The sequence below is a fragment of the Nocardia ninae NBRC 108245 genome, assembly GCF_007990755.1.
In the GTDB taxonomy this organism is placed as follows: domain Bacteria; phylum Actinomycetota; class Actinomycetes; order Mycobacteriales; family Mycobacteriaceae; genus Nocardia; species Nocardia ninae.
In genome coordinates this window covers 345,110-369,559 of sequence record NZ_BJXA01000002.1, presented here as the reverse complement: position 1 = coordinate 369,559, position 24,450 = coordinate 345,110, and the positions used below count along the sequence as shown (strand labels likewise).

Sequence of the window (24,450 nt, the reverse complement as noted above, 5' to 3'; positions counted from 1 at the left end):
GGAGTTCACAGGGGCCGCCTCTTTACCTGGCAGCAGCGATCTCGGCGATCTTTTCTCGTGCGTCGGCCGCCGCGTGCTTCTCGTTGGCGTACAGCAGGCCGAAGGTGAAGCCGTTCTCATCGGCCGCGGTGCCCGCCGCGGTCGCGGTGCGCCAGAGGAAGGCAGCGGAGACGACGCTGTCGTTGTGGTCGCCGAGCACACGTTGGATTTGCTTGTAATGCTTGATATTCGACTTCGCCTGGGCGCGTTCGCGGACCGGTGCGTGTAGTTCGGCGGCGTAGCGGGCGCGTTTGGCGGCCTTGCGAGCGCGGTGCAAGGACTCGTCGCGCTGATCCTCGAGCGCGGCCGCGAGGCGGCGATCGGCTTTGCGGGCGGCACGGTCGGCGCGCTGGACCAGCTTTCGACCCTTGATCCGCGGGCCGAGGGGCGGATTCGACTTCCATTCGCGCAGCGTCGCAAGGAGTGTCAGGTAGCGCGGGGAGTTCATGGCCTCGGCGAGCTCCTTGCGGCTGGTGAGCTGCTTGCTGAGCAGGGTGGTGTCGATGCGCGTGGCAACCGGGCCGAGCACGAGTTCGAGGGGTAGTTCGCTGATCTTGTCGGCGAGGTGGCGGCGTTGCACCTGGCAGTCACGTACCTCGCCGAGCAGGCCCGCGTACCACTTCAGCTCGTCCTCGATGTCGGCGATCGCCGAGGTGTCCAACAACTTGCCGAATACGCGCAGCGTGCTGCGCAGGCGCCGGGACGCGACCCGGGTGTCGTGGATCGGGTTCTCGCCGCGGCGCAGCGCGATGTCGCCGGCGAACATCGTGTCGATCTGGGCCGTCATGTAGTCGTAGATCGCGCGTTCGGCATCGGTACTGATCTTCGGCCCGGACCGCGCGGGCAGCACCCGAGACAGCTTGGACGGATACGTCGACGGCCGTGCGCCCGCCTGGATCAGGCGATCCACCAATACTGTTGGGGCGGTGTCGGTTTGCGGGCCGAGTTCGATCTCGATCTCACGCCAGTCGAGGGGGTCCGCATCCTGCTCGGCGGGCGTCGTGTGCACCGTGTCGTCATCGACCTCGGCGACCAGTTCGCCGTCCGCGCCGAAGACGCGATGCCGTGTGCGCACGGTATGAATCGTGGTGACCGGGGCCAGTTCCTTGCCCAGCGCGACGCCGGTGACCAGCTCGGCGAGTTCACGCGGCAGGTCGTCGGACAGCGCGGCGGTCAGTTCGACGCGGCCGTCCGCCTGCGGGACCTTCAGCTGCCAGCCGGACTCGTCGGCCCCCGCACGGCGGCGCAAGGTGACGTTCTGGGCGAGCAGGTCGTGGTCCGGGGTGTCGAAGTACGTGCTCGTCAGCTCGACCTGTGTTATCTCGACCCTGCTCTCGGGGACGAGATCATCGAGCGTCGGCAGCGTGCAGGCCGGGTCGACTTCCCATTTACTTTCGCGTTCCAACTCGTCCTTCATCGGTACTGCGTTCCCTGTCCGGCACAGGTGAAACAGCCCAGACCGGAAGCCGCGGCGGCCACGAACGTGATCAGGGCAGCACGGTCAGCGCACCGTCTCGATACTGCTCGCGGACCGCGTAGCGGCGGATCTTGCCACTGGAGGTCAGCGGCACCGAGCCGGTCGTCACCAGCACCACGTCGTTGAGCCGCAATCCGTGATGCTCACCGACCGCTCGACGCACGGCCGTGACGATCTCGTCCTTGGCGGTAGCGTCGGGGTTCTCGCCGCGGTTCACCTCGGCGACCACGACCAGAGCGGGTTCGTCGCTGTCCAGCACCTGGAACGCCACGCAGCGGTCGGGGCGCAGTGCCGGATGCGAGTACATCGCGGAGGCTTCGATATCGGACGGGTAGTGGTTGTAGCCGTCCACGATGATGAGGTCTTTGCTGCGCCCGGTGACGTACAGCTGTCCCTCGTGCACGAAGCCGAGATCACCGGTGCGCAGGAAGTGCCCGGTGCGACCGGTGACGGTGGCGGCGAAGGTGGCGGCCACCGCCTCCGGTGCGTCCCAGTACCCCTTGCCGATGCTGTCGCCGCGCAGGCAGATCTCGCCGACCTGACCTTCCGGCAGCGGCGTCAGCGTCTCGGTGTCGGCGAGGACGAGTTCGTAGGCATCGTTGAGCTGACCACTGGCCACCAACCGGCGGCCACCGCCGCCCACCGGCTCCACCCGCCCCTTGGCCAGCGCGGTCGGGTCGACCTCGACCGTGGTGAGTCCGCTGCCGGCCGGGCCGCCGGTCACCAGCAGCGTCGCCTCGGCGAGGCCGTAGCACGGGAACAGGCTGTGTGCGTCGAAGCCTGCCGCGCGGAAGTGGTCCGCGAAGGTGGCCATGGTCTCCGCACGCACGGGTTCCGCACCGCAGAGCGCCACCCGCAGCGGTGACAGGTCGTAATTGCCGACCTGCTCGGCAGGCACCCGCCGCACGGCGAGCCCGAAGGAGAAGTTCGGGGCGACGGTGTGCGTGGCCCCGAACCGGGACATCGCCGCGATCCAGCGTGCGGGCCGCTGCACAAATGCCAAGGGCGACATACTGATCACGGTCGAGCCGCTGTACACCGGATAGGTGACCATGCTGAGCAAACCCATGTCGTGGAAGGTCGGCAACCAGGCCACCCCGACACCGGCGCCGATCTCATCGGTGACCAGCCGCAGGTTGGCGAGGACGTTGCGGTGCGTGAGCACGACTCCCTTCGGTTCCCCGGTCGACCCGGACGAATACTGCAGGTGTGCAACGCTGTCCGCCGTGACGCCCGGATCGCGGTAACCGTCCGCCTCGGCGAGATCGATGCGGTCGGTGATCACGGTGCGCAGCCCCGCGAAGCCATCGGCCTCGGCCAGCACCGGGGTGAGCAGCGGCTCGATCTCGGCACCGGTGAGCAGCAGCCGTGCACCGGAATTGGCGGTGATGGAAGCCAGTCGCGCCAGGCTGTCCGCCAGCTTGTTCGGCTGCGGCGGCGCCACCGGCACCGCGATCACACCGGCATAGAGGCATCCGTAATACGCGACAACGAATTCCAGGCCGGGGGCATAGAGCAGCAGCGCCCGCTCCCCCGGCTGCGTGATCCCCGCCAGATGCGCGGCGACGGCACGGGCGCTGCGGTCGAGCTCCGGCAAGGTCAGTGTCGCGGTGACCTCGTCACCGTCGCCCAGGTGACGGAAACGCACCTCGTCCGGCGTGGCGGCGGCGCGCATGGTCAGCAGCTCGACGAGGGTGGCCGGTTCGACCGGGGAATTGGTTGTCATGCTTGCACTCCTGAGGTCCGGCGACGGAGATTCGCTGCGACACAGACCGATTCGGCCGGGCGCAGCGTGAAACGAGGTTCGGGGTGATCGCCGACGAAGGCACCGGCGTGCCACGAGTTCAGGCCGAAATGCTGGACGTACGCCGTCGGCAGGTCGCCATCGACGGCCGCGATGACGGCACGGCCTTGATGATCGGCGCGCAACTCGATCGCGTCGGGCGACACCGTCAGTCCGCTACCCAACCACTTCAGGTAGCTCTCCTTAGCCACCCAGTGGTGCAGAAATCGCCGCCGATCGGTGCCTACCCCGGCGGCTTCGCGCGTTGTGAGCACCCGTGGCGCCAGCCCGTCCAGGTCGAAATCGGTGTCGACCGACTCGACGTCGACGCCGATCGATCCCGCCCCTGCTACAGCGACGACAGCGAGCCCGTGGGTGTGTGTGAGATTGAATGCCGTTGTACTGTCGGCCAATTCCGGCTTCCCGTGACGTCCGGTAGCGAAGACGAGGTCCTCGGGGAGACTGCCCGTATAGGCCGAAAGCACCCGCCGCAGCGCGGCTCGGGTACGAATGAAGTCGGCCGTGAACTCGGCGGTGTCGAACCGGGTGCTGCGCACGAACTCCCCGGCGGACAACACCCGGCGATCCTCGGCGGAGTGCTCACCCGTCAGCCGCACCCACCACAGTTCGACCTCGTCGGAGGCGATCGTCCGCCGCAAGACGGTGCCACCGATCATGGCGACCCCACCACACAGTCCCGGACGTGACGCAGTGCGGCGTCGCGGTGCGAGATCGGGAAGAAGTGCCCGCCGGGCACCATCCGGATGTCGACCCCGGCCGAGCCGCACTCGTGCCACTGCTCGAGCTCGGTCGCGTTGACGTGCGGATCGGCGCTGCCGCTCAGCACGGTGATCGGGATATCGAGCGGCGGGTCCGGCCGATACACATACGTCTGGTCGACCCCCAGATCCGCCCGCGTCAGCGTCAGGACCGACTCCCGCATCTGCTCGTCGGCGAGCACCTCCGCCGGGGTGCCGCCGAGCATCCGCACGATATCCAGCAGCATCTCGTCCGAGGCGAATCGGATCCACGGCAACCGCGAAGGATGTTGCGGCCCACGGCGTCCGGACACGATCAGCCGCGCCGGCCGCGGCCCCGCGCCCGCGGAGAGCCGACGCGCCAATTCGTAGGCGATGAGCGCGCCCAAGCTGTGCCCGAACAGCACGAACGGTGCCCGCCACGCACCCTCCATTGCCGCGAGCAGGTCGTCCAGCAGCGGGGTCAGGTGCTCGAAAGGCTCGTCCCGCATGCGCATTTCGCGCCCCGGCGGCTGCAGCGGCACCACGTCGATATCGGGGTGCAGCAGTTTGCGCCACGGCAGGTAGGTCGAGGCCCCCGCCCCGGCGTGCGGCAGGCAGTACAGGGTCGTCGCCGCGCCGCCGATCGGCGGGTACGGCATCCATTTGCGCGTATCGATGGTGGGAGCATTCATAGTCGGGCCGCCGTGGTGGCCGTTTCTACCGTCAGATAGTCCGGCGGATGCGGTGGCGGTGTGGTCGAAGCGCCCAGCAGCGTGACGCCGTCCTCCTCGCCGATCTCCTCGAAATTGGCGAATCGGTAAGTGATGTACATGATTCGGTTCCGATCGGTGGGCACGAATTCGGCAACCAGCCGCGCACCTTCGACCTGGGCCAGCCGCACCACATGGTTGAGCAGCACCGTCCCGACACCGCGCGAGATCACCCGGCACGACATGAGCAGCAGCTTCAGCCGCCACTGCGTGGCACCGCGCTCCACCAGCGCGAGACCGATCTGCCCGTAGGTCCCGTACTTGTCTTCCAGTTCGGCCATCAACAGCAGGTGGTCGTCGGACTCGGCAAGGGCGGCAAGCTCTTGCGCCGAGTACATGATTCCCGTCGAGTTCAGCTGATTGGTCCGGACGACGAGTTCCTCGGCCCGGCCGATGTCGGTGGCGCGGGCCGGACTGATCGCGAAACGCATACCGAGGGTGGCCAGGAACTGCTCATTGGTGCCGGAGAACCGTTCCTCCGCAGTGGTCCGCTCGATGCTCGCCCGGTACATCTGGCGGCGCATCCGCGAGTCCGCGGTCACGTGCTTCGGCTGGAATTCCGGCCGGTCCACCAGGGACATCGCATCCACGGCGTCGATGCAGAGCACCTCGGGATGGGCGAACCGGACCTCATCGCGTTCGAGCTCCTGATCGTCGACGAAGGCGAGCGTGTCGATCCCGATATTGAGCCGCTCGGCGATCGCCGCGACCGAGGCGGACTTGTTGTCCCACCCGATCTGCGGGTACAGGAAATATTCGGCGATCCCCAGCTCGGTGAGCTTGGCCAGCGCGATCTCCGGATCGTTGCGACTGGCGACCGAGTGCAGGATCCCGCGTTCGTCCAGCGTGGCAATGGTTTCCCGGATCCCGGCCTTGAGATCGGTGACCGTGGCGTTCTCCAGCAGGACACCGTCCCACAGGGTATGGTCCAGATCCCAGACCACGCACTTGATCTGGCGGGGACGCTTACCGACATCCGAGTTCATCGAATTTCCTTAGCCTCTGCGCAGTTCCGGTCGTGCCTCAGTCGATGGGGATGACGCGCGCCTGATTTCGGCACGCGTCGGCGGCGATGAGGATGTGTTGCAGCTGTGTGCTGCCCTCGATGATTTCCATGACCTTGGCATCGCGTAAGTAGCGGCCGACCGGATATTCGTCGGTACAGCCACGCGCACCGTGCAATTGGACCGCGTCGTTGGCCGCGGCCGCCGCCGCGGTGGCGGCGAACTGTTTGGCGATACAGGTCGCCATGATCGTGTCGGGGCTGCCGGTGTCCTTGAGCCGCGCGGCCTGCCAGACCAGCAGCCGCGCCGCCCGGGTGTTGGTAGCGATGGTGGCGATCATCTGCTGCACGAGCTGGTGTTCGCGCAGCAGCGCGCCGCCCTGATGGCGCGTATTGGCGTAACTCACGCAGGCATTCAGACACGCTTGCAGGATGCCGACGCACCCCGCGGCGACACTGAAGCGCCCGATATCGAGCACGCCGGTCGCGATGGCCAGCCCCATGCCCTCGGGGCCGATGAGCGCGTCGGCGCCGACTTCGCAGTTGTCGAAGACGATCTCGGCGACCTGGCTGCCGCGGGTTCCGGTGATGTCGCGCACCGGGATTCGGCTGATGCCTGGGTTCGCCGCCTCCACCACGAAGGCAGCCGGGCCCACCGCGGTGCGCGCGAAGACGAGCAACACGTCGGCGAGCTGACCGCCGGTGACCCAGAGTTTGTGGCCGTCGAGCACCCACCCGTCGTCGGTGCGCCGGGCCGAGGCCTGTAGCGCGGCGAAGTCGCTACCGGCTTCCGGCTCGGTGAGGCAGAACGCGCCGAGCGCGTTACCGGCGACGAGGTCGGCCTTCCACCGCTCCTTGGCCGTCTCGGTCCCCCAGCGGTCCAGCGCGTACAGCGCCATCGAGTGCACGGTCAGCAGGCTGCGCATGGACGAACAGCCGCGGCCCACCTCCTCGTGCACCTCCGCGAGAGTGGTCATGCCCGCGCCGGTGCCGCCGTCCGCCTCCGACAGCACCGCACCCCACAGGCCCCGAGCGGCGAACTCGGCAATGATGCTCGGGTCGATCCGGGCCGTCCGATCGAACTCGGCGGCCCGCGGCGCGACCACCTTGTCCACGAACGCGGCGATCTCGGCCCGCGACCACGCGCCGACGCCGGACTCCGCCTGCACCGGCATCACGCCACCTCGGTGGCCGCGCCACCGCCGCTGAGCCTGCCGACCAGGTCGGTCATCACGTTCACCGTCCGGAAGTTGTCCAGCATCAGCTCGTCGTTGGGGATGCGGTCGCCGAGGTGCTGCTCGATGAACATGACCAGTTCCATCGCGAAAAGCGAGTTGACGAAGCCGCTTTCGAAGATGTCGTGATCGTCTTCGAGCCGGCCGTCGGGGAATCGCTTGGCGACGAATTCACGGATTTCGGAACGGGCGTCGGAGAACATAACTGCGTCCTGTCGGTAACGGGGGCAAAGGGTTCGGGGTCGCTCTCACGAGTACGAGAAGAAGCCCTGACCGGTTTTCCGGCCGTGTAGTCCGGCGTCGACCATCTTGCGGAGCAGCGGGCACGGCCGATACTTGCTGTCTCCGTAGAACTCCTGGAGACCCTCGATGCTGTACAGGATGGTGTCGAGCCCGATGAGATCCGCGGTCTCCAGCGGACCCGACGCGTGCCCGAAGCAGGACCGGAAGATCTCGTCGACCTCGGCCGCCCCGGCCACACCGTCCTGGAGCAAGAAGATCGCCTCGTTGACCATCAGCATCAGCACCCGATTGGAGACGAAGCCCGGCATGTCGTTGACGACGATGCCGCGCTTCTCCAGGCCTTCGAGCAGCTCCATCGCGGTGGCGATGGTGGCCTCGGAGGTATGCCAGCCGCGGATCACCTCGACGGTGGACTTCATCGGCACCGGGTTCATGAAGTGCATGCCGAGTACCCGATCGGGGCGCCGGGTGGCCCCGGCGATCTTGGTGATCGGAATACACGACGTGTTGGCCGCGAAAACCGTTTCGGGCGGGCAGATCTCGTCCAATCGCGGATAGATCTCGGCCTTGAGCGACCAGTTCTCGGTGATGTTCTCGATGACGAACTCCGCGGCGCCGAGGTCGCCGAGCTCGGTCGTGTAGCTCACCCGCTGGGTCAGGTCGCCGTACTTCTCGGTGTCGTGGCCGAACAGGCGCCCGGTGCGGGCGTACCGGACGACCTCGTCCGCCGCCCGGTCCAGCTGGGCTTGGGCGCGGTCCACCAGCACCACGGAGTATCCATGTGCCGCAAGGGCTTGCGCGAGACCAGAACCCATCACGCCGGCCCCGACGACTCCGACAAGTTTCATGTCCGTGACTTCCTTTCGGGCGCGGCCGCCGTGATCAGGTAATCGGCCATATCGGCGATCGTCGGCGCCTCGAACAGCGCCACGGTCGGGATGACCGCGCGGAACTGTTTCTTGATCGAGTTGATCAGTTGCAGACCGACCAGTGAATTGCCGCCGGACTCGAAGAAGTTCTCGTGCAGGCCGACGTGGTCGACGCCGAGCGCCTCCTGCCAGAGTTCCGCGAGGCGGCGTTGGTAGTCCTCGATGGTTCGGCTGGGCGGTGCCGTGCTGACCTCCGCTGAGCCCGGTTCCGGCGAAGTGGCGGATTCCGTGAGCGGGTCGTTGCCGCCGACCCAGGCCGCGATGCGTTCGTGCAACTGTCCGGCGGAGACGACCGCGCGGCGCGGGCCGCCCGCGATCAGCCGGTCCAGCACGGCGAGTGCGTCCGAGGCGGCGAACGAATATTTGTCCAGTGAGTCTGCGACACCCGGGTTTTCGCCGGAATGGACCGTGTCCTGCCAGGTGTCCCAGCACGCGGAACGCCACGCGGATCCGCCGGGCAGGCCGCGCACCGCGACGAATTGGTCCTGGAACGCGTTGGCGGCCGCGTAGGCGGTGAAACCGATGCCACCGAGGACCGCCGACATCGAGGACAGTAGGACCACGAAATCGGGGCGCTCGCCGCGCAGTGCGTCGGCCAGCGCGAGCGTGCCGTCGATCTTGGCGCGGAAATGCGCGGCGCTGATCTCCGGCGACGTGTCCTCGATGGTGGTGAACGCGTCCGGGGACAGCACGCCCGCGGCGTGGATCACGCCATCGATCGCACCGAATCGAGTGCGGACCTCGGCCATTGCGGCGGTGGTGGCAGCGCGGTCGCCGATATCGCAGGTCAGTACCTGCACCTCGGCACCGGCGTCGGCCAGCGCACGGACCGCGGTCGCTCGGGCGCGCAATTTGTCGTCCGCCTGCGCAACGGATTTCGCGTCGTCCAGGTCCGGCAGCGGCGTCCTGGCCAGCAGCACCAGTTTGACGCCGGCGGCTGCGGCGGACAGGTGCGCCGCCGCCTGGAGGCCGATGCTTCCCGTGCCGCCGGTGATCACATAGACGCCGCCGTCGCGCACGTAAGGCGCCGGTGCGTCGAGGGTGAGCGGTCTGAAGCGTTTCACCAAGCGTCGCCTACCGCGCCGGGCGATCGCGAGATCGGCGCCAGGCCACTGCATTTCGGTGAGCACAGCGGCGGTGAGCTCGTCCCACGAGTTTTCCGCGTCATCGACGGGAGTGACCACATCGAACGTGCGTACCGCCAAGCCCGGGTATTCCTGGCTCGTGGTCAACACGGGGCCTGCCACCGTGGTCTTTCCGGGATGCAGGTCGTCTTCGGCGTCGACCAGCTGGGCGTGGTCGGTGACCACCAGGACGCGGCAGCCGTCGACGCAGCGGCGACCCAGCTGTCCGGCCAGCGCCAGCAGACTGTCGTAACCGAGGCGGCGATGCGCGGTCACGCTGTCGGTGCTTGCTGGGTCGGTGTTTTTACCGTTCACGGACCACAAGTGGACCACGGTGCGCGGCAGCAGGTTTCGTTCTTCGAGTGCCGTGACCAGTTCGGCGTAGTCCGCCCGCTCGCCGGGCCGGATGCGGTACTCGTCGGCGGTGGTCGCCTCGAATCCGGTTCCGGGCGTGACGGTTACCCAGTCGGCACCGTCGAGCGCCTTCGCCAGGTACCCGGCCAGCTCGGCGCTGCATGTTTCGGGGTCGGTGAAGACCAGGTAGGGACCGTGCCGGTCTGCGGCATCCGACGCGGGCACCGCGACCCACTGAGGTTCGAAGACTTCGGTGGCCGCCCTGACGGTCGCCGCGACAGCCCGGGCCGGGACAGTGCTTTTCTGGGGTGTGGGCCAAAACTGTTCGTGCTGAAACGAATACGTCGGCAACGACAGCGTGGTTCCGGCCGAGCCGGCGCGGGCCCAGTCCACGTCGACCCCGGCGGCCCAAAGCCTGCCGAGCGTGCGGGCAACGATCATCTGGTCCGGCTCGCGCACCGAGGAGCCCCGCAGCGTGGGCAGCGCCGCGGTGCCACCGGTCTGCATCAGCGTCTGGCTGGCCAGGCTGGCGAGGTGACCGGCGCCGAGGTCGACCAGCACACACGGGTCCGAGCCTGCCAGGGTGTCCACGCCGTCGGCGAACGAGACCGTCGCGCACATGTGCTCGGCCCAGTACTGCGGGTCGCGCGCTTGGTCGTCACTGATCCAGCCGCCGGTCAGGTTGGACACGAACGGAATTCGCGGGGCGCGCAGCTCGACGCCGTCGAACAGTTCGACCAAACGCTCGCGCAACGGATTCAGCAGGTGGGAATGCATGGCCCGGGTGGTCGGCACCCGGCGCGCGGCGATCTCGGCGGTTTCGAGGCGTTGCTCCAGCTCGGCGATCGCGGCTTCGGTACCGGCGACCACCACCGTGGTGGGGCTGTTGACGGCGGCACAGGACAGGTCCGGGCCGAGGTACTCGGCGATGCGGTCCGCGGCGGTCGCCACGGTCAGCATGGCGCCGGGTTCGGCCGCCGCGACGAGCTGGGCACGTCGCACGACCAGTGGCAGCACGGCCTCGACATCGAAAACGCCTGCGAGACAGGCGGCGGAGTACTCGCCGAGGCTGTAGCCGAGCAGGCCGCTCGGCTCGATGCCGTAGCTGTGCCACAGTCGTGCTGCCGCGTAGTTCAACGCGAAGATGACCGCGTGGGCCAGGTCGATGCGGGTCACCAGCTCGCCGGGGCCGGTGGTGGTGTCCCGTCGCAGCGCGGCGAAGGGGTCCGACGCGGCCGGTGCCGCCTCCGGGTACAGGGCGGTGCGCAGGTCCATACCCAGCGATTCGGCCGCCACTTCGGCACAGTGGTCTATCGCCTCGCGGAATGCCGGTTGCGTGCGGTAGAGGTCGCGTCCCAGGCCGGGGAACTGATCGCCGGTGCCCGGCAACACGAATCGCACGGTCGGCTGCCTGCCGGACGGCGCCGTCTGCACCGGTACCCGGCGCCCGACCTCGTCGAGCGCCTCGGCGGCGTCGAGCAGGGTCCGGAAGGCGATGGCCGTGCGGCACGGCATGGGGCTGCGCCCGGTCTGCAAGGTGGCGGCCACGGCCGCCGGAGCGAGTCGCGGGTTGCTGTGCAGGTATTCCGCTGTCGTGTGCGCGGTGGCGATCAGCGTCTCGGGCGAGCGCCCCGACAGCGGCAGGATATGCCAGCGCTGCTCGTCGGCGGATTCCTGCTCGACCGTGGCGACCGGCGGGGCGGCCAGCACCACGTGGGCGTTGGTACCCGACCAGCCGAACGAACTGATACCGGCGGTGGGCGTCCGAAGGTCCGCGTGCGGCCAGCGAATGTTCTCGTGCGGCAGGCGAACCGGGCTGGCGGCCCAGTCGATCGCCGGATTCGGCTCGCGCAGATGCAGATTCCGCGGGATCGTGCGGCGGTTCAGCGCCAGCACGGTTTTGATCAATCCGGCTATCCCGGCCGCGCCGGTCAGATGTCCGATATTGGTCTTCACCGCACCCACGTACAGTGGCTGGTCTTCCGGCCGTGCGGCCCCGAAAACCTCGGTCAGCGCACCGATCTCGATCGCGTCGCCGAGCTGCGTCCCGGAGCCGTGCGCCTCGACATAGTCGATGTTGTCGGCGCTGATTCCGGCACTTCGGTGCGCCGCGCGAATCACGGCAACCTGTGCCGCGCGGTTGGGCGCGGTCAGTCCGTTGCTCATGCCGTCCTGGTTGACCGCCGACCCGCGCACCACCGCCAGCACCTGATGCCCGCGGGCGCGGGCATCGGCGAGCCGTTCGACGACGACCGCGCCACAGCCCTCGCCGAGCAGGAACCCATCGGCCGCGGCGTCGAAGGTTTTACAGCGGCCGTCGGCGGCGAGCATTCGCATCTTGCAGGCCTGCAGGAAGGTGTCGGGGTGCACAGTCGCGCTGACGCCCGCCACGACCGCGCGATCGCACTCGCCGTTGCGAATGCTGTTGACCGCCAAGTGCAATGCGACCAGCGACGACGAGCAGGCCGTGTCGACGACCAAGCTCGGCCCGTGCAGATCGAGCAGGTAGGACAGCCGACCGGCCATCACGCTGGACGCGCTGCCCAGACCCAGATACGGGTCGTCGAGCTCCGCCCGGCCGCCATGGTCGATCAGCACGTTCCCGTAGCGACTGTCCGCCATCATGCCGACGAATACACCGGTGCGCGTACCGCGGAGCTGGTCGGCGGGGATGGCGGCATCCTCGAACGCCGCCCACACGGTCTCCAGCAGCATGCGCTGTTGCGGATCCATCCGCAGGGCCTCGCGGGGCGAGATGCCGAAGAACCGGGCGTCGAAGCCGGCGAGGTCGTCCACGAAGGCGCCGCGCGTTGTGTAAGCCGTTCCGGGAGCGTACGGATCGGGATCGAAGTAGCGCTGCGCGTCCCAGCGCTGCGGCGGCACGTCGGTGGCGGTGTCGATGCCGTCGGCCAGGTTGCGCCAGAACAACTGTGGCGAGTTCGCGCCGCCGGGGAATCGGCACGCCATGCCCGCGATGCACACGGTGTCATCGTCGGCGGCGGGCTCCGGGTCGGGCATGTTCGATTCGGCGATGCTGCCGGTCGCGGCGGTCTCGCCGACCAGTGCCGCGCTCAATGTCTCCAGCGTCGGATGCTCGTACAGCAGGGTCTCGGGGAGTTTGCACCCGAGCCATTCCTCCAGTTCACCCGAGAGGCCGACCGCGTCCGACGACGTCAACCCGTAGGCGGCGAAAGTGGTGGTCCGGTCGATCGCCTGCGGATCCGCTCCGATGATCTGGCTTATCTTCGCTGCCACCCATTCCTCGATCGCCGTTCGATCGAAGGCACCGGACCCGACCCGATTCGTCTCCACCAATACCGCCCTTCGGACATCGGGGTCATGGCCTGAATTGTTCTAATTCTTCGAGAGCTTTCACCGAATACCCGAAACAGGGAGAGCTCAGCCCCCGGTGGCCCCGAATCTAGCACCGACACAACCCCCCTCGCAACGCTGTTTCCAGCATATTCCACCACCGGGCACAGAGATGCGAGACCATTGCGGCACAGGATGTTTCACATCCGGCCAGGCTTCATTCTCGTCAACTGCGGAGAATCCGCAACCCCCCGAAAAGGGGGCTATCGGCGAATTCGAAACCCCCCGATCGGGGGGTTTACATATTGCCTGTTCAATGCCGATAAGATAGCCACGGCGCTCATTTGATGAGGGATCATGAAATGGTACAATGTGATAAGCGTCACATGGGCATCAAATGGTTACCCAACGACCGGTCGACTATCTTGAAGTTCGGGGGCAGGCTACGGGTTGTCCGCCTTGTGAACGGTGGGGCTGTGCATTAGATCTAAAGGCAAGGACGTCCATTGGAAACTCAGCAGATCAGCCGCTCGGCCGAAAATCATTCGGTCGCATTCGCGGACCGGATGAGTACCCCATTCGCCAAAACCCTGGACGGCCTGCGCACCAATCCGGAATTGAAATTATTCTGGGACTGCATTTGGACGCCGCCGGAAACCCACGAACAGTTCCTGGAGCACGCCGGGCAGTTGCGCCGGTTCGCGACGCACAGCGGCGGCCTGCTCGGGCGCAGCCCCGACTTCCTGGCCGGCATCGTGTCCGCCTGGGCCGCCAACGCGGACCACTTCGGCGACGGCGCCGAACAGTTGCGGGAGTTCCACCGGCAGTGCCGGGCCGAGAATTCGATTCTCACGCATGCGATCTCCGACATCTCCGAACGCGGGCGGATCGCCGAGGATCGGCTGCTCCAGGTGGTGGCCCGCGACGCCGACGGTATCTACCTGAGCGGCTTCAAACAGCTGGCCACCCTGGCGCTCTACGCCGATGTGCTGCTGATCTACCCCTACCGCATGCTCACCGAGGCCGAGGACCGCACCGCGCTGTGTGTCGCGATCGCACCGGACAGCGCCGGGGTGACGGTGCACTCCCGGGCCGGCTTCCGTGCCGCACACGAGATTCCGGACGAATCGATCGACGCGCTCGACGAACAAGACGCGATCATCGAGCTGGACCACGCGTTCGTCCCCAACTCCCATGTATTCATCGATGGTTCGGTGGCACAGTGCAATACATTGCGCGCCAGGACCGGCATGACCCACCCCGCCTGGATCCAGGCGCTGGGACGGATGGCGGCCAAGGCCGAGATGTATTACACGCTGGCCGAGCGGGTGCTCGACGGCGGACAGACCTCCGTCAAAGAGCCCGGCGTGATCCTGGCGAAGCTTCGTCGGTTCGCCGCGAGCACCCAGCGTGATTTCACCGCCGCGATCGAGTCGGCGGCATTCGACGATCGCTACGGTTTCTGGGCCGCCGACCGCGCCATGCTGCTGCAGGGCATCGGCAATTTCACCGAGCGCATCGAGGGCGCGTCTACCCTGCTCGCGCAGATCGCCGGCCTCGATCTCATCTGCCCCAAACCCGGCAGAACCACCCAGCACGGCCTGATCCCCGCCGCGCCACAGCTGTCCGACTGGACGTTGTTCACGAACCTTTCCTCGGGGGCGTACGGCTATCGGCAGAACAAATACGAGCTTGCTTTCGTCGGCGACCCCGATCGGCTCGCCGCTGGCTGACAGGCGGAGAAAGTCCCGAAAGAGAGGTATGAACACCATGCTTACCCGGAACCGCCTGATCGAAGCGCTGGAGCCGTTCAGCGGATACGTGCAGTCGGCAGTGCTGTACAACTTGATCGAGCACGGCATCCTGGAACAAATTGTGGTCAATGGAATTTCGGCCCGTAAGGCGCTGGAATCGGTCATCACCACACCCGAGCGCGTCGAGGCCCTGCACCTGTTCCTGCGCACGGCCGGCTACACCGACAATGATCGGGCCACCGACAAGCTCGTGCAGATCTGGGAAGCCCGCGGCTGGTACCAGATGATGATCGGCGGCTACGGTCGCACCTTCTTGGAGATCGGGCAGGGCTTCACCTCGCCCGCCGCAGTACCGCGCGACGGCCGCATGGTCGGCGTCGGCAGCTGCGCGATCAGCGTGCACGACGCCATCCCGCTCATGTACCGGGTACTCGACCAGCGCGGCAAGAGCTATCGCAGCGGCATCGATCTCGGTTGCGGCAGCGGCATCTTCTTGACCACCCTCGCCGACAAGTACGCGGAGATGCGGCTCACCGGCATCGAGCCGAGCCCCGAGGGCGCCGCGGCCGCGACAGAGTTCGTGTCCGGGTCCGCGCACGCCGACCGGATCGACATCGTCAATGCGGATGCGATCGGCCATCTCGAGCAGACCGAATCCCACTACGACTTCGGCATCATCAGCTTCGTCATCCACGAAATCCTGGGCCAGGGCGGCGAAGCGGGGGTGCGGAAGTTCCTCCGGACGCTGTTCGACAACAACCCCGGCCTCGAACTCCTGGTCATCGACATCGATTACTGCTGGGACGATGCGGAGAAGATGAAGGACCCGCACCGCACCAACTACTACAACCACTACTTCCTGCTGCACCCGTTCACCGACCAGCGCCTGGCACCCAAGCAGTACTGGGCGGACCTGTACGCCAGCGAGGGCCTCGAGGTGGTCGTGGAGGATGTCGACACTCCCGGCCTCGACGAAACCGGGATCGTGACCGCAATGCTGTTGCGGTCCAAGGAAACCGAAGCATGACCGATTACACCGACAGCCAGGCGGTCTCCCGGCTGAGTTCGGGACCGCGGACCTTCTTCCGGCTCCCCTACCGGCCGGTTCGGGAGCTGACCGAGCACGACGGTGTCGACGCCGTCATTCTCGGCGTGCCCATCGACGGCGCCACCGGCTACCGCAGCGGCGCGCGCTTCGGACCCGAGGCCGTCCGCTCGGCGAGCACCCTCGCCCGGCTGGGCAGCCGGGAGCGCGGGCTGGTCATCACCGATCTGCTCACCGTCGTCGACGGCGGCGACGTGCACATCGTGCCCGGCTACCACCTGCAAACGCTCGAGCTGATCGAGAAAAGCGTCGACGCCGTGCACGGGATCGGCGCGCTGCCGATCCTCGTCGGCGGTGACCACAGCCTGGCGATCGCCGAATTACGCGCGGCCGCAAAGAAACACGGGCCGCTGTCGCTCGTGCAGCTCGACGCGCACCGGGACGTGCTCGACGACTACTTCGGAGTCAAGCACTTTCACGGCACGGTGTATCGCCGGGCGGCCGAAGAAGGTCTGATCGATCCGACGACCAGCATCCAGATCGGCATGCGCGGCAGCGTGCCACGGGAAGACCTGGCCGACGACGGGCTGGGCTTCACCGTGATCCACAGCGACGAGGCGATCGAGCTCGGCTGCCGGGAGCTGGGCCGGATCGTCCGCGACAAGGTCGGTACGAATCCGGTCGCACTGACCTTCGATATCGACTTCGTCGATCCCTCGTGCGCGCCGGGTACCGGAACGCCGGAAGTCGGTGGGCCCTCTTCGGCCTTCGCGTTACGGCTGCTGCGCGAACTCGACCTGCCGGACATTCGCACCGTGTCGCTGGTCGAGATCTCGCCGCCGTACGACACCGCCGATATCACCGCGCACCTCGGTGTCGCGGTGATCTTCGAAATCATGACCCTCGCCGCTGCCGCCCGGCGGACCACGACGCAACAGGATGGTCGTCTGCATGCCCGATAACATCACCGATCTGGAAGTCAGGGCGCTCGTCGACGGTGTCAACCTGTCCGACGGGCACCCGCGAATGTCGCTGTCGCCCAGTCAAACCGAGATCGTCGCCGGCTTCGCGGAGATCTTCGCGCAGACGCGCAAGCTGCCGGTGGACGTGGTGGAGAAGAGTTCGCGCAACGCGTTCCTGTCCTCGATCGGCCAGCACGGCGCGCTCGCCGACAGCGTCGACTTCCGCAGCTGCTACTCCTCCTCGACCGCCATCGACATGATCGGCAAGGCGATCCGCCTCGCCGACCGGCCGGTGGTGATGGTCGAGCCGACCTTCGACAACCTGCACGACCTGCTGGCCGGCCACGGGCTCGACATTCGGTCGGTCGCCGAAGCCGAGTTGGCGACCGGGCCGTTGGAGCACCTGCCGCCCGCGCACGGGGTGCTGTTCACCGTCTCGCCGAACAATCCGACCGGCACCGTGATCGACCAGGACCGGTTGCACCGGATCGCGGCCGCCTGCGCCGACCGCGACACCGTGCTCGTCATCGACTCTTGTTTCCGGGCACAGGATCTGCGGGCGCAGTACGACATGTACGCCGTGCTCGCGCGCTACGACCTCGACTGGGTGATCATCGAGGACACCGGAAAGCTCTGGCCCCTACAGGAATTGAAGGCGGGGTTCCTGAACTGGAACGTCGGCAATCCGCTCCCCCTGGCCCGGATGTACTCCGACCACATGCTTTCGGCGTCGCCGTTCATCCTGCGGGTGGTCGAATTGTTCGCCGACGACGGCGTGCACGGCGGCTACGACCTACTGCGCGACGGCATTCAGAGCAATCGGCGCTTGGCGCGCAACAACATCAAGCTGACACCCGCCTACCCGGACTCCCGGATCTCGGTCGACACCTTCCGACTTCCCGAAGGCGTCGCGGCCAGCGCGTTGTACGCTGAGCTGGGCGAGGTCGGCGTGCACGTGCTGCCCGGCGAGCTTTTTTACTGGGCGCAGCCGCACCTCGGCACCGATCTGATCCGTATATCGCTGGCGCGCGATCCGGACTCCGTCGTCACCGGTTGCCAGCGCGTCGACCAGCACCTCGAGGCTTGGAGGCGTGTTGTCATCAGGTGATCGCGCAACGGTGGTGCTGTTGCAGGCGAAGCAGTCGCTCGGCAGTGTCGGGCTGACCGAATTCGGTTCCGCCGTCACGGCGTCCGGCGCCGAACTGCGGATACTCCGGACCGGGGAGGTGCCCCTGGTCCGCGATGCCGATGTGGCACTGGAGGGGCTCGGCGAGGAACACATCGCCGAGATCGACGCATGGCGGTCACTGATCCCCGCCGGGACCACCGCGATCGTCACCAATGACGAGTACCTGCTCGGCCTGGCCGCGCAGCTGTGCGATGAGTTCGGCCTGAGCTCCCCGATTCCCGTCGGCTCCCTGGAGAACTACCGGCACAAGGGCGTCATGCGCCGGACGTTGGAGGCCGCGGGCATCCCGGTGCCGGAGACGCTGATCGTGACCGGCGGCAGCGTCGAAAAGGCGGGCGGCTGCACCGGATTCGACGATGACGAACTGGTCATCGTCAAGCCGGCCGCGGAGGCGAACCTGCGCGGGATCCGGATCGAACGGTTCGACAACGTCGACACCGCCGCCCTCGGCGACGGCACGGTCGAACGGCTGCTCGAAGGCCCGCAGTTCCACTCCGAGGTGCTCATCGCGAACGGCACTGTGACACATCTGTTTTCCGGGCTCTACATCCGTTCGCTGCTGGACCTCACCAAGGGCGGCCCCTCGGGTTCCGCGCGCGTCGCCCCGGCGACGGAGGCGCGGCTGGCAGAGCTGGCCGTGCGGACTTGCACCGCGCTGGGCCTCGACGGAATCTTCACCGCCCATGTCGAATACCTCTCCAGCGGTGACACTTTCGAAGATGTCGTGGTCAGCGAGGTGTGCGCGCGAGCGTCCGGCGGCGAGGTCCCGTTCCAATCCAGGGTGATCACCGGCATCGATCTGGAACTGCTCAACCTCCGGATCCAGGCGGGGCTCGACTGGTCCGAGCCGAAGGTGGATCCCGAGGTCTCGGGCGGGTGGCTGTGGCACGTCGGCCGCCCGGTCGCCGGGGCCGACCGCATCGGCCACCTCGGCGTCGAGGCGACCTTCGATCGGATCACCCTGGGCGGACGGGCCCGGCTCACCGGCCGCACGGAGGCCGTGCTGGCCGCACTCGAGCTGCTGGCGGTCGCGAACGAGGTGCAATGAGTGGCGAGTAAGCGACAGCCCATCGATCGGTCCCGGCGCTACGGGAAACCGCTGACCGACTTCGCCTTTCAGGAATGGAAGGTGCCGACGCTCCCGCCACCGTGGGAGCTCACGCCGGTCACCCCGACCACCGCCGCTGAGATCGACCAGGTGGTGCACTGGATGGCGCAGCCACACGTGCAGTTCGCGATGCACAAGGACTGGGACCGCGACGGCTGGCAGGCCGAGATCGAGTTCCAGTTCTCCGACAACAAGACTCGGCCCTTCCTCGTCGGACAGGACGGGCAGCGCGGCGGCTATGTCGAGCTGTACCGCGTCGCGCTCGACACGGTCGCCGACTACTACGACACGCCGGACCGCGATATGGGCATGCACGGCTGCATCGGCGAGCCCGACTATTTCGGGTACGCCCTGCCGTTCTGGGTCGCGCTCATCGCCGGTGTCTTCGAGACCTACCCGGACTGCACCGGCGTCGTCTCGGATCCGACCGCATCCAATCAGCTGGTCCGCACGCTGGACCGGAATGTGTGCAAGATCGTGGACGGCCACGAACTCGGCGAGATCGATCTACCGCACAAGCAAGCCGCGCTGTTCCGCTTCGAACGCGAAAACTTCTACGCCGCAATGAAACGCCAAGGGGGTGTCGACGTTGTCCTCCGTGAGCTCGGTGGTCACTGATCCGATTCGCTGGTTCCTGCTACACGGTCCGCTGCGGCTGCTGCCCGACTCGATGCTCGGTGACGAGAACGACGTCGGCAGGCTCTTTCTCCGGCCACCGGAGAAGGGCGATCCCTACCGGGCCATTCTCACTAAGATCGGCGCGGACGCCGGCGTGCACGACAGCGCCGCCGGGCTGGTGGTGACCGGTTACGAGGAGAGCGAAGAAATCCTGCGGAGCAACGACTGGTCCGCGGACCAGCCCGTGGCGCTGCCGCCGACCGCCGGGTTCTACCGGTGGCTGACCCAGCGCTCAGTGCCCATTGCCCTCGACGCCCCCGCCCTGGTCTTCATGGACCCGCCCGAGCACACCCGGTTGCGAAAACTGGTCTTCCCGATGTTCACCCATCGCGCGGTGACCGGATCGATCGACGTCATCACCAAGCACACCGAGACGGTGCTCGCCGAACTGGACGGCCGCGACACCATCGACCTGGTCGCCGATTTCGCCCGCAAGATCCCCATCCGGGTCATCTCCGACTTCCTCGGCATCCCCGATCTGGGCGACGACATGCTCGACTCGCTCGGCGGGCACGGGGCCAAACTGCTCGACGTCGGCATCACCTTTCCGGAGTACCGACGCGGCATGACCGAGGCGCGCAAGTTCACCGCCTTCGTCGCGGACTGCAAAAAGGATCCCGATCAGCTCCAGGACGGCTTCCTGAAGGACTGCGTGCGGATGCACCTCGCGGACGAGCTCACCTTCGGGGAGATGCTCACCCTGGTGGGCTTCGTCTTCGCGGCCGGCTTCGAAACCACGGTCAGCTTCATCGCGAACTCCATTGTCACCGTGCTGGAACACGGCCTCGGCACCGAGGTGCTCGCCGACGGCAGGCTGACCGACCCGTGGTTCGAGGAGCTGCTGCGCTACGACTCCCCCATCCAGCTGACGCACCGCACCGCGCGGGTGGAGACCAAGATCGGCGATCGGGTCGTCGCGCCCGGCACCGGGGCGCTGATCTGGGTTGGCGCGATCAACTACGACACCCGCGCCTACCCGAACCCGGGCAGGCTCGACGTGGCCAATGTCGCCACCCGGACGAGCATGAGCTTCTCCACCGGCGTGCACCGCTGCCTCGGTGCCTCCTTGGCGAAGGTCCAGGGGCAGGTGGCGGTCGGCAGCTTCCTGTCCGCCTATCCGAACGCCAGACTGCTACCGGGCCGCCAATGGCGGGATTCCATTGTCCTACACGGACATATCCGGGCTCCGCTGGCGTTGACCAGCTGATGCGCGCCGTCACCGTCGACCCGTCGACGCTCTACTGCATGGGGACCTCGACCGATCCGGTCACCGTGGCCGGTGCGTTGCGGGCCCACCCGGTGCGGGTCGAGCCGGTGGCGCCGGGGACCCCACTCGGCCACCGGATGGTCGCCCTCGCGGCGCACGACCTCACCGACGAGGAGCTCGCCGAAACCTCCGCCATGACAAGAGGTTCCTGGGTGCACCTGGTGTCGTCCGGGCCGAACTATCCGCACATCCCCACGCTCGCGCGCAACAACCTCGTGACCAGAAGCGCAAGAGCCTACGCGCCGTCGCTGTCGGAGTACGTCATCACCCAGCACGTCCTGCACTGCGCAGAGGACCCGATCGATGACGCGCCCAAGCCTTTTCACCGGCGCAACGCCCTCGTGGTCGGCTACGGCGCGTTCGGCCGCACCATCGCGGAGACCTTGACCGGGCTCGGCGCAAGGGTGACCGTAGTCCGGCCGCGGTGCCGGACCGCGCATCCGTTCGGGAGTGTGGCGGCCACCCCGCTCGAGCATCTGCCGAACCGGTTCGCGCATCTGATGGTCGTCGCGCTGCCCGGCATACCGGAGGTGGTGAACTTCGTGGACGACGCGCTGCTGCGCAGGCTCCGCCTCGACGGGCATCTGATCAACCCGGCGCGCTCGTCCCCGGTCGACTGCGACGCGCTGCTGCGCTGGCTGGCCGACGGCACCGGCCGGCTCACCAGCGACGTCGAGACCGACGACCGGGCCGAGCTGCTGCGGCCCTGGATCGACAAGGGCCGCGTCACGCTGACGCCGCACACCGCATGGCGGCCGTGGGATGGCGATCCGCTGTATCACCGGGACTGGGCGGCGATCTACGCCACCGGAACCTTCGATCGATCGACAATGAGGCAGCAGTCGCTGCGCATCGACCCGCAGCAGATCGCCGTGGACTACCTCATTCCCTGACCACTCGTCCCACTGGAGGCCCGATGCCGTTCTGGTTGATAGCGATCACCTTCGCCGTATTCGTCTTCTACACCGACGATTACATGATCGCGGGCGTGCTCCCCGAACTGGCCGCCGACCTCGGCGTCTCGGAATCCACGGCGGGACAGCTGGTTTCGGCCTACTCGTTGGTGCTGGTGATCGGCGCGCCGCTGATCGCGTTCGCGTCGGCGCGGCGCACCAGGCTCAGCGTTTTCGTCATCGCCTCGATCGTCTTCACCCTCGCGAATCTGCTGTCCGCCATGGTCGATACGTTCTGGGTGCTGATGGTGCTGCGAGTGCTGGCGGCCGGTGCCGCGGCCGCCTGCCTGCCCGCCATGTTCGCGCTCGCGCCGACGCTGGCGCCGCCGGAGAAGCGCAGCGCCTACATCGGCATCGTGTCCTCCGGCATCGTCGGCGCGCTCGCGCTCGGGGTGCCCTTCGGCACGCTGATCGCCAGCGTCTTCGGGTGGCGCGGCAACTTCGTCGTCTTCGCCGGGTTGAGCGTGCTGTCGATGGCGCTGCTGTTCGGTGTCCGCAAGTATCTGCGCGCGCCGGGCGAAATAGTCTCGGCCCGAACGCATCTCACGGCACTGTCCAGCAGGCCGGTGCTCACCGTCCTGCTGGGCAACACCATCCTGCTCGGCGGCGCGCTGATGATGTTCACCTATTTCGGGCCGTTCGCGGCCGACTTCTCGAATACCTCCCTGCGCCAACGTGGTCTGCTGTTCGCGGTGGCCGGCATAGCGGGCCTGATCGGCTCGGTGGTCGGCGGCATCTTCGTGGACAAGAAGGGCGCGTCGGCCGCGCTGCGCATCGGGTTCGGCCTGTTCCTCGGCACCATGGTCGTCTTCTCGATCCTGACGATGTTCGCGCCCATCCCGATGCCGGTGCTGGTGGCGCTGACGCTGGTGTGGTCGCTGGCGCTCTACTGGAACGCACCCGCCATGCAGACAATGCTGCTCGACGCCGCACCGGATTCGGCGACCCAGGTGCTGGCACTCAACTCCTCGTCGACCTATTTGGGCGTCACCCTCGGCAGCATCGCCGGTGGCGTGACGCTGTCCCTGTTCAGCCCCTTCGCGCTCCCGATCGCCGCCGCGGCACTCAGTGCGGTCGCCTTCCTCGTCATCGAGGGCCTGGCGCGGCGCGCGACGGCGGCGGAGCGGATCCAGCACGACCCGGCGGAAAGGACCACCCCATGACCGGCGCATACCCACCGGCCCCCCGGTTACCGCGGCTACTACAGACCGTGCTGCACACCAAGCGGCACGCCCAGTTCCTCGGTGCGCAGGCGCGCCGCTTCGGTGATGTCTTCACGGTGCGGCTGCTGCCGCCGTATCCGGAGCGCATCGTGGTGTTCTCCCGACCCGACCACATCAAGGAGATCTTCACCGCCGGTCCGGCGGATCTGCATGCGGGCGAGGCCTATCGGGAGCTGTCGATGATCATGGGCGAGCACTCGGTGCTGCTCACCGACGACAGCGAACACGCCCGGGCCCGCAGGCTGCTGATGCCCGCCTTCGCCGGCGCGGCCCTCAACGGCTACCGCGCCCTGGTCGAGGACATCACCAAGACTCAGGTGGAGCGGTGGACCGCCGGTTCGACAGAGCACATCCTCAGCCGGATGGAGGATTTGACGCTCGACGTGATCACGCAGGTGGTCTTCGGTGTCGCCGACGAGCAGCGCCGGGCCGAGCTGACCCCGCAGCTGCGCCGGATCACCGACATGAGCCCGGTGGTGCTGCTCGGCTGGAAGTGGCCGTTGCTGCGGCGCTTCGGGCCGTGGCGGCGGATGCGCGACGCGCTCACCGCGGTCGACGAGCTGCTCTATGCCGAAATCGCCCGTCGCCGAGCGCATCCGGAGATCGATCAGCACGCCGATGTGTTGTCCCGGCTGCTGGCGGTCGGCTCCGGCGACGATCCCGGCACGGCGCCGCTCAGCGATGCGGAACTGCGCGACCAACTCGTCACGCTGCTGCTGGCGGGCCACGAGACCACCGCGTCGGCGCTGTCCTGGGCGCTGCACGAATTGGCCGCCGCCCCGGAGGTTCAGGATCGGGCCAGGCAGGCCGCCCGCGACGGGGACGACAAGTATCTGGAGGCGGTGGTCAAAGAGGCGCTGCGCCACCGGATGGTGATAGGCCGGGTGCAGCGCCAGCTCACCAAGGACATGACGATCGGCGGCGTCCCGCTGCCGCGTGGCACCCGGGTGTCGACGTCGATCGTGCTCGCCCACCAGAATCCGGCCAATCATCCTGCACCGGAACGCTTCCGGCCCGAGCGCTTCCTCGAAGGCACGGTCGCGCCGAATACGTGGCTGCCGTTCGGCGGTGGTGTGCGCCGCTGCATCGGCGCGGGCTTCTCGCTGATGGAGGGCGCCGTGGTGCTGCGGGCGGTACTCACCCGCTACCAGCTTGCGCTGCCGGGCGCGCCCGAGCGTGGGCGCGTCCGCAACATCACCAACGTGCCCGCGCGCGGCGCGCGTCTCGTGGTCACCGCGTTGGACAACTGACAGCAGAACAGG

At 67.5% G+C, this 24,450-nt stretch carries 19 protein-coding genes; 10 read left to right on the top strand and 9 right to left on the bottom strand.

Annotation, left to right across the window (positions count from 1 at the left end):
* Window positions 1-22: 22 nt before the first annotated feature.
* From NN4_RS03695 to NN4_RS03655, 9 genes are all read right to left on the bottom strand, one after another.
* Window positions 23-1,456, bottom strand: coding sequence for a CYTH and CHAD domain-containing protein (locus tag NN4_RS03695; RefSeq protein WP_147128528.1), 1,434 nt, complete (start codon window positions 1,454-1,456; stop codon window positions 23-25).
* Window positions 1,457-1,526: 70 nt separating this feature from the next.
* Window positions 1,527-3,242, bottom strand: a complete 1,716-nt coding sequence (locus NN4_RS03690; RefSeq protein ID WP_147128527.1) for a fatty acyl-AMP ligase — start codon at window positions 3,240-3,242, stop codon at window positions 1,527-1,529.
* Window positions 3,239-3,976: a 4'-phosphopantetheinyl transferase family protein gene (locus tag NN4_RS03685; protein ID WP_147128525.1), complete on the bottom strand. Its 738-nt coding sequence runs from the start codon at window positions 3,974-3,976 to the stop codon at window positions 3,239-3,241. Before NN4_RS03685 ends, NN4_RS03690 begins: the two co-directional genes overlap by 4 nt.
* A complete protein-coding gene (locus tag NN4_RS03680; protein ID WP_147128524.1) occupies window positions 3,973-4,731 on the bottom strand; it encodes a thioesterase II family protein in 759 nt (252 codons plus the stop codon). The genes NN4_RS03685 and NN4_RS03680 overlap by 4 nt, the downstream gene beginning before the upstream one ends.
* A complete protein-coding gene (locus NN4_RS03675) occupies window positions 4,728-5,795 on the bottom strand; it encodes an HAD-IIIC family phosphatase (protein ID WP_147128522.1) in 1,068 nt (355 codons plus the stop codon). The genes NN4_RS03680 and NN4_RS03675 overlap by 4 nt, the downstream gene beginning before the upstream one ends.
* Before the next feature lie 37 nt (window positions 5,796-5,832).
* Window positions 5,833-6,987: an acyl-CoA dehydrogenase family protein gene (locus NN4_RS03670; protein WP_147128520.1), complete on the bottom strand. Its 1,155-nt coding sequence runs from the start codon at window positions 6,985-6,987 to the stop codon at window positions 5,833-5,835.
* The gene (locus tag NN4_RS03665; RefSeq protein WP_147128518.1) at window positions 6,987-7,250 is read right to left on the bottom strand and encodes an acyl carrier protein; all 264 of its coding nucleotides are present in this window, start codon (window positions 7,248-7,250) and stop codon (window positions 6,987-6,989) included. The genes NN4_RS03670 and NN4_RS03665 overlap by 1 nt, the downstream gene beginning before the upstream one ends.
* A gap of 45 nt (window positions 7,251-7,295) precedes the next feature.
* Window positions 7,296-8,138 (bottom strand): 3-hydroxyacyl-CoA dehydrogenase family protein, encoded by an 843-nt coding sequence (locus NN4_RS03660; protein WP_147128517.1) that lies wholly within the window; start codon window positions 8,136-8,138, stop codon window positions 7,296-7,298.
* Complete coding sequence (locus NN4_RS03655) at window positions 8,135-12,952, bottom strand: type I polyketide synthase (protein ID WP_186818249.1); 4,818 nt, start codon at window positions 12,950-12,952, stop codon at window positions 8,135-8,137. The genes NN4_RS03660 and NN4_RS03655 overlap by 4 nt, the downstream gene beginning before the upstream one ends.
* 623 nt (window positions 12,953-13,575) lie before the next feature.
* Between NN4_RS03655 and NN4_RS03650 the strand changes: the two genes are divergently transcribed.
* Genes NN4_RS03650 through NN4_RS03605 form a run of 10 tightly spaced genes read left to right on the top strand, consistent with a single transcriptional unit; the run spans window position 13,576 to window position 24,438 of the window.
* On the top strand, window positions 13,576-14,742 hold the full coding sequence (locus NN4_RS03650; protein ID WP_147128513.1) for a 4-hydroxyphenylacetate 3-hydroxylase N-terminal domain-containing protein: 1,167 nt from the start codon (window positions 13,576-13,578) through the stop codon (window positions 14,740-14,742).
* 28 nt (window positions 14,743-14,770) lie between these two features.
* Window positions 14,771-15,790, top strand: a complete 1,020-nt coding sequence (locus NN4_RS03645) for a methyltransferase (RefSeq protein ID WP_147128511.1) — start codon at window positions 14,771-14,773, stop codon at window positions 15,788-15,790.
* Window positions 15,787-16,770, top strand: coding sequence for an arginase family protein (locus NN4_RS03640; RefSeq protein WP_147128509.1), 984 nt, complete (start codon window positions 15,787-15,789; stop codon window positions 16,768-16,770). The genes NN4_RS03645 and NN4_RS03640 overlap by 4 nt, the downstream gene beginning before the upstream one ends.
* Window positions 16,760-17,878 (top strand): aminotransferase class I/II-fold pyridoxal phosphate-dependent enzyme, encoded by a 1,119-nt coding sequence (locus NN4_RS03635; protein WP_186818248.1) that lies wholly within the window; start codon window positions 16,760-16,762, stop codon window positions 17,876-17,878. Before NN4_RS03640 ends, NN4_RS03635 begins: the two co-directional genes overlap by 11 nt.
* Complete coding sequence (locus tag NN4_RS03630; RefSeq protein ID WP_147128507.1) at window positions 17,862-19,007, top strand: ATP-grasp domain-containing protein; 1,146 nt, start codon at window positions 17,862-17,864, stop codon at window positions 19,005-19,007. Before NN4_RS03635 ends, NN4_RS03630 begins: the two co-directional genes overlap by 17 nt.
* Entirely contained in the window at window positions 19,008-19,685 is a 678-nt protein-coding gene (locus NN4_RS03625; protein WP_147128506.1) for a GNAT family N-acetyltransferase, read from the top strand. It begins immediately after the preceding gene.
* Window positions 19,666-20,952 (top strand): cytochrome P450, encoded by a 1,287-nt coding sequence (locus tag NN4_RS03620; protein WP_147128504.1) that lies wholly within the window; start codon window positions 19,666-19,668, stop codon window positions 20,950-20,952. The genes NN4_RS03625 and NN4_RS03620 overlap by 20 nt, the downstream gene beginning before the upstream one ends.
* Window positions 20,953-20,990: 38 nt before the next feature.
* Window positions 20,991-21,905, top strand: a complete 915-nt coding sequence (locus NN4_RS03615; protein ID WP_147128503.1) for an NAD(P)-dependent oxidoreductase — start codon at window positions 20,991-20,993, stop codon at window positions 21,903-21,905.
* 23 nt (window positions 21,906-21,928) lie between these two features.
* Window positions 21,929-23,128, top strand: coding sequence for an MFS transporter (locus NN4_RS03610; protein WP_186818247.1), 1,200 nt, complete (start codon window positions 21,929-21,931; stop codon window positions 23,126-23,128).
* Window positions 23,125-24,438, top strand: coding sequence for a cytochrome P450 (locus NN4_RS03605; RefSeq protein ID WP_147128501.1), 1,314 nt, complete (start codon window positions 23,125-23,127; stop codon window positions 24,436-24,438). The genes NN4_RS03610 and NN4_RS03605 overlap by 4 nt, the downstream gene beginning before the upstream one ends.
* The last annotated feature ends 12 nt before the right edge of the window (window positions 24,439-24,450 follow it).

Bases quoted from the DNA above. Each gene is read 5' to 3' on its own strand.
- NN4_RS03690 (WP_147128527.1), bottom strand. From the start codon at position 3,242: ATGACAACCAATTCCCCGGTCGAACCGGCCACCCTCGTCGAGCTGCTG.
- NN4_RS03665 (WP_147128518.1), bottom strand. From the start codon at position 7,250: ATGTTCTCCGACGCCCGTTCCGAAATCCGTGAATTCGTCGCCAAGCGA.
- NN4_RS03695 (WP_147128528.1), bottom strand. From the start codon at position 1,456: ATGAAGGACGAGTTGGAACGCGAAAGTAAATGGGAAGTCGACCCGGCC.
- NN4_RS03645 (WP_147128511.1), top strand. From the start codon at position 14,771: ATGAACACCATGCTTACCCGGAACCGCCTGATCGAAGCGCTGGAGCCG.
- NN4_RS03635 (WP_186818248.1), top strand. From the start codon at position 16,760: ATGCCCGATAACATCACCGATCTGGAAGTCAGGGCGCTCGTCGACGGT.
- NN4_RS03670 (WP_147128520.1), bottom strand. From the start codon at position 6,987: ATGCCGGTGCAGGCGGAGTCCGGCGTCGGCGCGTGGTCGCGGGCCGAG.
- NN4_RS03650 (WP_147128513.1), top strand. From the start codon at position 13,576: ATGAGTACCCCATTCGCCAAAACCCTGGACGGCCTGCGCACCAATCCG.
- NN4_RS03610 (WP_186818247.1), top strand. From the start codon at position 21,929: ATGCCGTTCTGGTTGATAGCGATCACCTTCGCCGTATTCGTCTTCTAC.
- NN4_RS03685 (WP_147128525.1), bottom strand. From the start codon at position 3,976: ATGATCGGTGGCACCGTCTTGCGGCGGACGATCGCCTCCGACGAGGTC.
- NN4_RS03640 (WP_147128509.1), top strand. From the start codon at position 15,787: ATGACCGATTACACCGACAGCCAGGCGGTCTCCCGGCTGAGTTCGGGA.
- NN4_RS03615 (WP_147128503.1), top strand. From the start codon at position 20,991: ATGGGGACCTCGACCGATCCGGTCACCGTGGCCGGTGCGTTGCGGGCC.
- NN4_RS03675 (WP_147128522.1), bottom strand. From the start codon at position 5,795: ATGAACTCGGATGTCGGTAAGCGTCCCCGCCAGATCAAGTGCGTGGTC.
- NN4_RS03680 (WP_147128524.1), bottom strand. From the start codon at position 4,731: ATGAATGCTCCCACCATCGATACGCGCAAATGGATGCCGTACCCGCCG.
- NN4_RS03605 (WP_147128501.1), top strand. From the start codon at position 23,125: ATGACCGGCGCATACCCACCGGCCCCCCGGTTACCGCGGCTACTACAG.
- NN4_RS03660 (WP_147128517.1), bottom strand. From the start codon at position 8,138: ATGAAACTTGTCGGAGTCGTCGGGGCCGGCGTGATGGGTTCTGGTCTC.